Here is a 10592-nt window from a genome sequence, read left to right as displayed (position 1 = left end):
GGCGGGGGGTGTGCGGGCCGGGCGGATGGAGCTGTCGGCGGCGCACCGGGTCGCCGCGGATCTGGACGTGTATCTCGGCGATCCGATGGACGAGGAGGCCGGGCCGTTCTCCTACAAGGCGATCGTCGAGGCCGAGGAGCGGGACGAGCTGCCGTCGGGCGCGGTCGACGCCGTCCGGGCCTGGGGGTTTCCGAAGTACCTGGTGCCGAGCGGGCTCGGCGGGCGGCTGACGACGCTTGAGGACCTGTTCTTCGTCACCCGCGGCATCTCCCGCCGCAGCGTCACCGTCGCGGTGATGTACGGGTCGGGCCTGCTGGCCGTGAACCCGGTGTGGCTGTGGGGGAACGCGTGGCAGCGCAAGACCGTGGCGGACGGGGTGCTGAACGGCGACCTGGCCTGTTTCGGCGTCTCGGAGGCCGACCACGGCAGCGACGTGATGGCGTCGGAGTCGGAGGCCGACATCCAGGGGGACGAGCTGCTGCTGACCGGGACGAAATGGCCCGTGGGCAACGCCACCCGCGGACGGTTCGTCACCACCTACGCCAAGACCGGTACCAGGGATTTCTCGCTCATCCTCGTCGACAAGCAGGAACTCGAACCGGACATGTGGGCGGCGCTGCCGCCGGTGCGGACGGTCGGCCTGCGCGGCCACGACCTGAGCGGCGTGGCGTTCGTCGGCGCGCGGATCCCGGCCGACCGGGTGATCGGGCGGCGCGGTTCCGGGCTCGTGCAGACGCTGAAGACGCTGCAGATCACCCGGACGGCGATCGCGGCGCTGTCGGTCGGCACGATGGACGCGGTGGTCCGCATCGGGATGGAGTACTCGCGGCAGCGCACCCTGTACGGGACGGACATCTACAAGATCCCGGTCATCCGGGACCATCTCGTCAAGACGCATCTGGACCTGCTGATCGCCGAGTGCGTCGCGATCCCGGTGGCGCGCTGCCTGACGGTGGCGCCCGGACGCCTGAGCCTCTGGTCGTCGATCGTGAAGTACTTCGTCCCCGTCCTCGGGGAGGAGGTCGTGGCCAGCATCGGGACCGTCCTCGCGGCGCGCGGCTACCTGCGCGAGGGCGTGGCGCACGGGGTGTTCCAGAAGCTCCAGCGCGACCACGCGATCGCGAGCATCTTCGAGGGCACCACGCACGTCAACCTCGCCAACGTCGCGGGGCAGCTCCCGTACCTGATCGAGCCGCCGGAGGAGACGGGAGGCGAGCGGGAGCTGCTCGCCGACCTGTTCTCCTGGACGCGGGCGACGCCGGCGTGGGAGCCCGACGGCCGGATGCTGCAGCTCACCAACGAGGGCCGCGACGAGGTCGGGCAGCGCTTCGAGGAGATCTCCGAGGAATTGCTGGAGGCGGCGAACGCGCACGCGGCGCCCGGGGTCGCGGCGGAGCTGAAGGACCTGATGTCCAGCATCGGGGGCCTGCGCGCCAAGGTGGACGAAGGGATACGCGCGAGCGAGGGCGACACGGGGTCGGTGGCGGCGCTGGCACGCGCGAAGCGGTACTGCGAGCTGCACGCGATGATCTCGTGCGTCCTGACGTGGATCCACAACCGGCACGAGTTCGGCGGCTCCTTCGCCGACGGGCAGTGGCTGGTGCTGTGCCTGCAACGCCTGCTCCAGCGTGCGCAGCCCGACACCGTCCTGTCGGAGGAGTTCCTCCCCTCGCTGGAGGACGCGATGTTCCGCAGCTTCGACGAGCGGCGCTGGTTCTCCTTGCTGTCCCTTGCAGAAGACGAGTGATGGCCGATGCACGCACACAGGGATTTCGTGTCGCTCGTCCGGGAGAACATCCAGAAGCAGGGCGACGACCGGTCGTTCACGTTCATCAGTGAGGAACGGGGCCAGTCTCTTGTGGGGGGACGACGCCCCCCCACGCCCCCCGGAACGGGCCCTAGGTATAAGGAGAACGTCCTCGGTTTCGCCGAACTCGACCGCGAAGCCCGCGCGCTGGCCTGCCGCCTGGAGGCGCGCGGCCTGCGCGACAGGGCCGTCCTGCTGCTGTATCCGGAGGGCCTGGAGTTCCTGACGGCGTTCCTGGGCTGCCTGTACGCGCGTGTCGTCGCCGTCCCCGCGCCCATGCCCGACCTGGACGCGGGGCGGTTCGGGCGCACCCGCCGCATCATCGACGACGCCGACATCGCGCTGATCCTCACCGACACCGCTCACCGGGACATGCTTGACCGATGGCTGGACGACACCGGCCTGAAGGGACGCGTCCACTGCCTCGACACAGAGAGCGGCACGGGCGTCGACCCCGGTGACTGGACGTTCCCGGAGTTCGGTCCCGGCACCCTGGCCTTCCTCCAGTACACCTCGGGCTCCACCAGCGAGCCGAAGGGCGTGATGGTCACCCACGGGAACCTGCTGAGCAACGGCGAGGAGATCAGGCGGCGCATAGAGGGTTCACCCGACACGGTGGGCGTCGGCTGGGTGCCGCACTATCACGACATGGGGTTGATCGGTCAGTTCCTCCAGCCGCTCTATCTGGGCTGCCGCTATGTGTTCACCTCGCCGATCACGTTCATCAAACGTCCCGTGCTGTGGCTGGAGCTGATCTCCGGCTACGGGGGCACGATCACCGTGGCGCCGAACTTCGGGTACGAACTGGCGCTGCGCCGCATCACCGACCGCCAGATGGACGGCCTGGACCTGTCGTCGCTGCGCGTGGCCAAGAACGGCGCCGAGCCCGTCCGCGCGGCGACGCTGGAGAAGATGGCCGAGCGTTTCGCCCCGGTCGGGTTCCGGCCCGAGATGTGGATGCCCTGCTACGGCATGGCCGAGACGACCCTCCTCATCACCGCCGCGCCCCTCGGCGGCGGTCCCGTCGTCCGTGACTTCGACGGCGAGGCCCTCACCCGCGACACGGCCGTCCCGCGCGACGCGCGGGCGGGCGGCGGCGGCGAGGTGCGTCGGCTGGTGAGCAGCGGACGGCCCGTCTCGCTGGACGTCCGCATCGTCTCCCCGGAGACCCGTGCGCGGCTGCCAGAGGGTCGCGTGGGCGAGATCTGGGTCAGTGGGGGGAGTGTCGCCCACGGCTACTGGCGAAGCCCTGAGGAGACGCGTGAGAGCTTCGAGGCCCGTACCGTGGACGGGGACGGCCCCTACCTCCGTACGGGCGATCTCGGCTTCATCGCCGACGGCGAGCTGTACGTCACCGGGCGGATCAAGGACCTCATCATCGTCAACGGGCGCAACATCCACGCCCACGACATCGAGGAGGCCGCCCGCGAGGCGCACCCGGCCACCCTCGCCGGCGCCGCGTTCGTCATGGACACGGCCTTCGCCGGGGACGCCGTCCGCGGGGACGTGCTCGACGACGGCAGGGAGCAGGTCGTGATCGTCCAGGAGATCAGCACCAGGGCGGCCGCGGGCACACACCTGGACGAGCTGGCGTCCCTCATCAAGACGCACGTGGCCCGCGCGTTCGAGCTGCCCGCCCTCAGCGTCGTCCTGACCGGGCGGGGCACGGTGCGGCGGACGACCAGCGGGAAGATGCAGCGCCGCCTGACCCGCGAGGCGTACCTCGCCGGAGAGATCACCGAGCTGGTCGGCGATCTCGAACCGGACGTCGCCGAGCCGCGGCGGACGCCCGCCTGACCGGCGAGGCGGCCCCCGGGTTCTGGGAGTTCCGGTGAACCGGAAAAATCGCCCCAACAAACCTAGTCAAAAGCATGACTAATCATGTCGTTGTCTGCTACCGTCGCCACAACCCTGAGTCAAGGCGGGGAGAGAAGGCCGATGGCGCTACGTCACGCGGTGCTGGCGGCGCTGCTCGATGGCGAGTACAGCGGCTACCAGCTGGCGAAGATCTTCGATTTGTCGGTCTCCAACTTCTGGCATGCCGTACCGCAGCAGCTCTACTCGGAGCTGTCGAGGTTGGAGACGGAAGGCCTCATCAGCGGGCGGCAGATCATCCAGCACGACCGTCCGAACAAGCGCGTGTACACCGTCACCCCGGCCGGCGTCGACGAGCTCGAACGGTTCGCGACGACCCCCGCCAAAGCAGGAATCATCCGCGAGAACCTGCTCGTCATGGTCCAGGCGGTGGACCACATCTCCGCCGGCCCCGTCATCGCGCAGCTGGAGGACCGGGCCGTGGCGTCCGCCGCCAAGGTCGAGGTCTTCGAGCACACCCTGAAGCACCTGCGCGGCGACATGGACGAGGAGACGTTCCTCAAGACCGGGAGCCCCGTGGGCCCCTACCTGACCTGCCTGCGCGGCCTGCGTTTCGAGCAGGAGAACTACGAGTGGTTCACCAGCACCGCCCGGCTCCTGCGAGCCCGGACGGGCACCCATGCCGAGGGAGGCGAGCCGTCATGACCGGAGTGCGTCACGCACGGGCGGCCCGTGTTCCCTCGAACACAGTGCCACCGCATGCCCGAACGGCGGCGGCACAGGTATCAACCCCCCGCGCCCTTCTCAGCCCGGCACCCCGGCCGGACTGGAACGGGGCAACACGCCTTAGTCAAGGAGGCGTCCATCATGTCGGGCGAACACCACACCATCGAACTCCCTAGCACCCTGGCCCCGACCCCACCCAACGGCACCCACTCGGCACACGACCTGCGGGGGCTCGACGAGCCCGCCGCGACCCTGCTCGGCGAGCTGACCCTGCCCGCCGAACGGGAATCGGTGCCCCGGGCACGGCGCTTCAGCCGGTCCGTCAGCACGTCCTCCGGCATCGGCCACGTCGGCGACGACGTGGAGGTCCTGGTCTCGGAGCTGGTCACCAACGCCGTCAGGCACGCGACCATCCCCGGCTCGGCGCTCTGCCTGAAGCTGCTGCGCGCCGGCACCCGGCTCCGCATCGAGGTCGACGACCAGAGCGCCGCCGTCCCGCGGCCGCGCCCGGTCGACCTCATGGAGGAGACGGGACGGGGCTGGTTCCTGGTCGCGGTGATGGCCGAACGGCACGGAACCGACCACACCCCGTCCGGCAAGTCGGTCTGGTGCGAGATACGGGCCTGGCCACGGGACGAACACTCCCGGCACTGAGCCCTTCCCTTCGCAGATCCCCGGTTCGGCGATGGGAGGGCGCGCCATGTCCGCTGACTACTACCGGTCGGACGGGATGCGCGCCACCGCAGAGGAGGCCCAGCGGCTGCTGCTGGACGTGCGGGGACGCCTGCTCGCGCAGGACGTCATCCGCGTCGGCGGCGTCGTGGTGGTCGTCTCGACCTGGTTCACCGTGATCGACCTCGGGTTCGCGGCGAACGGGCGGCCGCTGCTGTGGCAGACGATCGTGTCCGACACCACGATGCACGCCGACATCGGGCAGTACACCACGCGGGAGAAGGCCGCGCGCGGGCACGCGCAGGCCGTCTCCATGATCACCAGCCGGCTCCGCGGGCTGGTGGCACGCGCGGCCCTGGACGACGCGCGGTCCTGAACCGCGCCCGCACGGCGGTACGAGACCGAGCACCGGAGCACCGGCCGGGAGACCGGCACGGGCACGAGCGCGCCTACGAGCGCAGGACCAAGACGAAGACCGCTGACACGGGCCTTGAACCCGCGGCCCGTTCCCCCCGCATGAGGTTGTGATCTGAATGGTCGCCGAAGGCCGGCCGGCGGACCCCAACGCGGCCGCCCCGAGAAGCAAACCCCCGGACGTCGCGTCCGCCCGCAGGCGCGGGCGGAGACGTCCCATCCGCCTGCGCATCACGGCCCTGCTGCTGGTTCCGCTGGTGTCCCTGATCGCCCTGTGGGCGTTCGCCGCGAACATCACGCTCGGCGACGCCTACGACAAGTACGACTTCTCCACGACGTACGAGAAGATGGGGGTTCCGGGCCTCACGCTGGTGAGCCAGCTCCAGGCGGAACGCTCGCTCAGCGTCGTCGTGCTCAGCACCGGCAACGCCGGGGCGGAGCAGAAACTCGGCGAGCAGCGCCGCCGGGTGAGCGCCCTGGAGGCGGGCTTCCGCCAGTCCGCGCTGTCGCCCGACGCGCGGGACGCCGCCGAGCCCGAGACCAAGCGGCGGCTCACCGTCGCGATCAAGGCGCTGGACACCCTGCCCCGGCTGCGCGCCGACGTCGACGCCGGCGGCGTCGAGGCGCTGGAGGTCATCAACTCCTACAGCGCCGTCCTCGACGAGGTCATCAAGGTCTTCAACGGCCTGGTCACGGTCAACGACGTGGCCATCCTCACGCAGGGCCGCGCGCTGATCAGCATCGGCAACGCCCACGCCACCATGCTGCGCGAGGACTCGCTGGTCACCGCGGCGATGGCGCGCAACGGGCGGCTCACCCAGGCCGAGCACACCGCGTTCGTCCAGTGGGCGGCCGAGGGACGGCGGCAGTTCGAGGCGGGCCTCGCCGACCTGAACGACGAGATCCGCGGCCCGCTCCAGCAACTCGCCGGAACCGAGGAGTTCAAGCGGTTCCGCGCGGCCGAGACGGCGATCGTCAAGGCCGAGGACAACCGGCTGCCGCCCGAGGCCGCGCAGTGGCAGGCCACCACGCAGCTGCTGTCGCAGGCATGGGGGCAGAAGATCGCCCAGGCGAGCCTGGCGCTCAACGAGCTGGCCGAGCCGATCGGCGAGCAGATCATCATGCGGCTGGTCCTCGCGGGCGGGTTCGGGCTGTTCGCGGTGGTCGCGTCGATCATCCTGTCGCTGCTGGCGGCGCGCAGCCTGTCGCGCGAGCTGCGCGGGCTGCAGCGCGCGGCGCTGAACCTCGCCGAGGACCGGCTGCCGGGCGTCGTGGCCCGGCTGAGACGCGGCGAGGAGGTGGACGTGGAGGCGGAGGCGCCGCCGCTCGTCATCGGAAAGAGCCGGGAGGTCGCGCGGGTCGGCGACGCGTTCACCAAGGTGCAGCACACCGCGATCGACACCGCCGTCCGGGAGGCATACCTGCGGCAGGGCATCAGCCGCGTGTTCCTCAACGTCGCCTGGCGCAGCCAGTCGCTGCTGCACCGCCAGCTCCGCATGCTGGACGAGATGGAGCGCGGCGCGTCCGATCCGAAGGCCCTGGAGGACCTGTTCCGCCTCGACCACCTCACCACCCGCATGCGCCGGCACGCGGAGGGCCTGGTCATTCTGTCCGGGACGTCCCCCGGCCGCGGCTGGAGCCGTCCCGTGCACGTCGAGGACGTGCTGCGCGCCGCGATCGCCGAGGTCGAGGACTACACGCGGGTCGAGGTCGTCGTGGTCTCCGGGCAGGCCGCCGTGATCGGCGAGGCCGTCGCGGACATCATCCACCTGCTCGCCGAGCTGATCGAGAACGCGACCGTGTTCTCGCCCGCGCCCACCGAGGTGCTGGTCCGCGGCGAGATGGGCGCCAACGGGTTCGCCGTCGACATCATCGACCGCGGCATCGGGCTCGACCAGGCCGAACTGGACGCGCTCAACCTGCGGCTGTCGCGCCCGCCCGAGTTCGACCTGGCCGTCACCGACCGGCTCGGCCTGTTCGTCGTGTCCCGGCTCGCCGGCCGGCACGGCATCAGGGTCGCGCTCCAGCCGTCGCTGTACGGGGGCGTCAGCGCCGTCGTGCTGATCCCGCGCCGGCTCATCGTGGACGTGGAGCAGCCCGAGGACGAGGACGGGACCGGCGGCGACGTCCCGGTCGCGGGCAGGCCCGTCCAGGAGAACGGCGCCGCGTCCGCCAACGGGTCGGCGAGGGCGTGGCCGACGCCGTCCGCGCCGTCGTCGACGGCGATGCTCAACGCACCGACGCCCTACGACACGGCGACATCGGCGTACGAGTCGTCGGCGCCGGCGTGGGACACGTCCGCGCCGGCCTATGACACCGCGCACGACGTGGTGCAGAACGGCGCCGTGCCGCCCGAGACTCCGGCGTCCCCCGAGGACCAGCCGGGCCATGACGCGACGGTGGGGTTCAATGCACCGGCGTCCACCACGGATCAGCCGTCGTACGACGGGTCCGAGACCCCGCCGTCGTACGGGACCCCGCCGTCGTCCGCGTACGGGCCCCCGTCCTATCAGGAAGCGCCGTACCAGGAAGGGCCGTACCAGGAGAGCGGCACCGCCTTCGGCGCGACGCGCCCGTTCCAGGCGCCGGGGCCCCAGCAGTACGGCCAGGGCCCCCAGGGCGGCACCGGCTACGGGGCGCCCGCGTCCTTCGGTGAGGCGCAGGCGGGCCAGGGCGGGCGCGCCCCGCTGCCGCGCCGCGTGCGCGGCGGCAACCTCGCGCCACAGTTGCGCGACGAGAACCCGTTCGCCGCACCCGCGGCGGCCCAGGACGACGCGGTCGCCGCCTGGGAGAACCGTTCGGCCGAGGCGTCCAGGGACCTGTTCGCCTCCCTGCAGGCGGGATGGCTCCGCGGCAGGGACGAGGACGAGGGACCGGCGGACGGCATGGAGGGAAGATCATGACCCAGCAGGGAGTCGGGGCCGAGCTGAACTTTCTCCTCGACGATCTCGTCGACCGGGTTCCGCAGATCCGCAAGGTCGTCGTCCTGTCGCGGGACGGGCTCGTCATGGGCATGTCCCGGGGCGTCGGCCGCGAGGACGCCGAGTACCTGGCGGCCCTCGCCGCCGGGTTCCACAGCCTTGCGATCGGGGCCAAGCCGCAGCTGGAGTCCGGCGAGATCCGGCAGACGCTCATCGAGATGGAGGACGGCCTGTTCTTCGTCGTGCCCGCCGGGGCCAACAGCTGCCTGGCACTGCTCAGCGAGGTCGGCGCCAACGCGGGCCTCGTCGCCTACGAGATGACGATGCTGGTCAAGCGGGTCGGCAGGCAGCTGTCGACGGGCCTGCGGCAGGGTCCCGGCGCCGGACCCCGGTGACCGGCGATGGATCCGAGCGAAACGCCGGGCGCCCCCCGGGGCCCCGGCCGGGAACGATGGCTGGACGCCGCGGCCGGCCCCATCGTCCGCCCCTACGCGGTGACGCGCGGCCGCACCCAGCCGAGCGGCGAGCCCCTCGACATCGTGTCGATCCTCGTCGCGACCGGCAGGCGGCCCGCCGAACCGGGCCGGCTGTCGCGCCAGCAGCGCCGCCTGCTGGCGCTGTGCCGCCGCCCGCACGCCCTCGCCGACCTCGCCTCGGACCTGGACCTGCCGCTCGGCGTGATTCGGGTCCTGGTCGGCGACCTGCTCGACTCCGGCCTCGTGGACGTCCAGCGGTGGTCCACGCCGGCCGGCCAGCCCTACGTCCAGCCGCACACCGACCAGAACCTGCTCAGGAGGGTGCTCGATGAACTCCGCGCGCTCTGACCCCCCGCCGGACGCCGACGTGAACGACGACCACGACGAGCGGGCCGATGGTCCGCGGGTCGCGTTGAAGATCCTTGTCGCCGGCGGATTCGGGGTCGGGAAGACGACGATGGTCGGCGCGGTCAGCGAGATCCGGCCGCTGCGCACCGAGGAGGCGCTGACCGAGGCGAGCGTCGGCGTCGACGACCTCGACGGCGTCGGCGACAAGACCACCACGACCGTCGCCATGGACTTCGGCCGGATCACGCTGCGCGACGGCGTCGCGATCTACCTGTTCGGGACGCCCGGCCAGGAGCGGTTCTGGTTCATGTGGAACGAGTTGTCGCGCGGCGCGCTCGGCGCGGTCGTGCTGGCCGACACGCGGCGGCTGATGGCGAGCTTCGCCTCGATCGACTACTTCGAGCAGAAGGGCACGCCGTTCGTCGTCGCCGTCAACTGTTTCGACGACGCCGACCGCTACGACCCGCCCGAGATCCGGATGGCGCTGGACATCGACCCGCACGTCCCCGTCCTGCTGTGCGACGCGCGCCGGACGGTGTCGGCCAAGCAGGTGCTCGTCTCGCTGGTCGAGCACGCGCTCCGGCTCGCCAGCGGCCCGTCGTCCACGAGCCCCCGCGCCTGGAGAACCCCGGCCCGCACCCCAGAGGGTTAGCCGCTGTGTTTGTTGCAGTCCAGGCCCACTGCGCTCGCCTGGCGGCTCGCTCCGTGACCTGGCCTGTGCGAGCGCGAATCGCTTCGCGATCTTCCCGGTGAGGCTCGCCTCCGGCATCGCCTCACCGGTCAGGGCGCGCGCTCGCGTGCGTGGCCGGGGGCGTCCTCGAACGCGCCCCTAGCCGTCGTCGGACGGGCGGTCGGCGGTCTGGTCGGCGCGGGCCGGGCCGCCGCCGTTCTGGGGCTCGTCGAGGTTGGGCGGGCCCATGATGATCTCGTCCACGCCGACGTCGTGGCCGTCGGCGCACCTGACCTGCGACGTCACCGCCTTGCCGCAGCCGGCGTGGGTCAGCCTGACCTGGCGCCCCTCGTCGCCGGGCAGGTACGTCTCGCCCCATTCCATGAGGCCGACGAGCGTGGGCGCGAGGTCCTGGCCCATCTTCGTCAGGTGGTACTCGTAGCGCGTGCGCTGCCCCGGCTCCTGGTAGGGCTCGCGGCTGAGCAGTCCGGCCTTGACGAGATGGCGCAGGCGCGCGGTCACGGCGGACTCGGTCATGGCGAGGTTGCGGACGAAGTCGCCGAACCGGTTGGTCCCGAAGTACGCCTCGCTGAGCACCAGCACCGCCGACGGCGGGCCGAGCGCGGCGAGCGTCCTCGCGACCGGGCAGTTCTGCATTGACCAGGCGTCGCGGTCGGCGAAGTGCCCCTCAAGTGCGATTGTCACGCGTCCACTATAAACCTTCTGACTTCGCTTGACCAAAG

General features: G+C 71.4%; 10 protein-coding genes. 9 read left to right on the top strand and 1 reads right to left on the bottom strand.

Annotation, left to right across the window (positions count from 1 at the left end; all coding sequences use genetic code 11):
• The 9 genes from E1281_RS15175 to E1281_RS15135 form a co-directional block, all read left to right on the top strand.
• Positions 1-1747, top strand: a 1747-nt coding sequence (locus tag E1281_RS15175; protein WP_207943292.1) for an acyl-CoA dehydrogenase, incomplete at its 5' end; no start/stop codon positions are given.
• Positions 1748-1753: 6 nt separating this feature from the next.
• Positions 1754-3604, top strand: coding sequence for a fatty acyl-AMP ligase (locus tag E1281_RS15170; protein WP_131878575.1), 1851 nt, complete (start codon positions 1754-1756; stop codon positions 3602-3604).
• A gap of 141 nt (positions 3605-3745) precedes the next feature.
• Positions 3746-4327 carry a PadR family transcriptional regulator gene (locus tag E1281_RS15165; RefSeq protein WP_131878573.1) on the top strand — a complete coding sequence of 194 codons (582 nt, stop codon included), beginning with the start codon at positions 3746-3748 and terminating at the stop codon, positions 4325-4327.
• 162 nt (positions 4328-4489) lie between these two features.
• On the top strand, positions 4490-5002 hold the full coding sequence (locus tag E1281_RS15160; RefSeq protein ID WP_165958940.1) for an ATP-binding protein: 513 nt from the start codon (positions 4490-4492) through the stop codon (positions 5000-5002).
• Positions 5003-5048: 46 nt separating this feature from the next.
• Positions 5049-5396 carry a hypothetical protein gene (locus E1281_RS15155; protein WP_131878569.1) on the top strand — a complete coding sequence of 116 codons (348 nt, stop codon included), beginning with the start codon at positions 5049-5051 and terminating at the stop codon, positions 5394-5396.
• A gap of 157 nt (positions 5397-5553) precedes the next feature.
• Positions 5554-8337 (top strand): nitrate- and nitrite sensing domain-containing protein, encoded by a 2784-nt coding sequence (locus E1281_RS15150; protein ID WP_131878567.1) that lies wholly within the window; start codon positions 5554-5556, stop codon positions 8335-8337.
• Positions 8334-8750 carry a roadblock/LC7 domain-containing protein gene (locus tag E1281_RS15145; protein ID WP_131878565.1) on the top strand — a complete coding sequence of 139 codons (417 nt, stop codon included), beginning with the start codon at positions 8334-8336 and terminating at the stop codon, positions 8748-8750. Before E1281_RS15150 ends, E1281_RS15145 begins: the two co-directional genes overlap by 4 nt.
• A 6-nt stretch (positions 8751-8756) precedes the next feature.
• The gene (locus E1281_RS15140; protein ID WP_131878563.1) at positions 8757-9179 is read left to right on the top strand and encodes a DUF742 domain-containing protein; all 423 of its coding nucleotides are present in this window, start codon (positions 8757-8759) and stop codon (positions 9177-9179) included.
• Entirely contained in the window at positions 9160-9831 is a 672-nt protein-coding gene (locus tag E1281_RS15135) for an ATP/GTP-binding protein (protein ID WP_131878561.1), read from the top strand. Before E1281_RS15140 ends, E1281_RS15135 begins: the two co-directional genes overlap by 20 nt.
• A gap of 177 nt (positions 9832-10008) precedes the next feature.
• On the opposite strand, the gene E1281_RS15130 is transcribed toward E1281_RS15135, so the two are convergent.
• Positions 10009-10554 (bottom strand): helix-turn-helix domain-containing protein, encoded by a 546-nt coding sequence (locus E1281_RS15130; RefSeq protein ID WP_207943291.1) that lies wholly within the window; start codon positions 10552-10554, stop codon positions 10009-10011.
• Positions 10555-10592 lie beyond the last annotated feature (38 nt).

Origin of the sequence: Actinomadura sp. KC345, from assembly GCF_004348515.1 — a bacterium.
In the GTDB taxonomy this organism is placed as follows: domain Bacteria; phylum Actinomycetota; class Actinomycetes; order Streptosporangiales; family Streptosporangiaceae; genus Spirillospora.
Note: the sequence above shows the minus strand (reverse complement) of the source record. Positions and strands in the feature narration are given on the sequence as shown.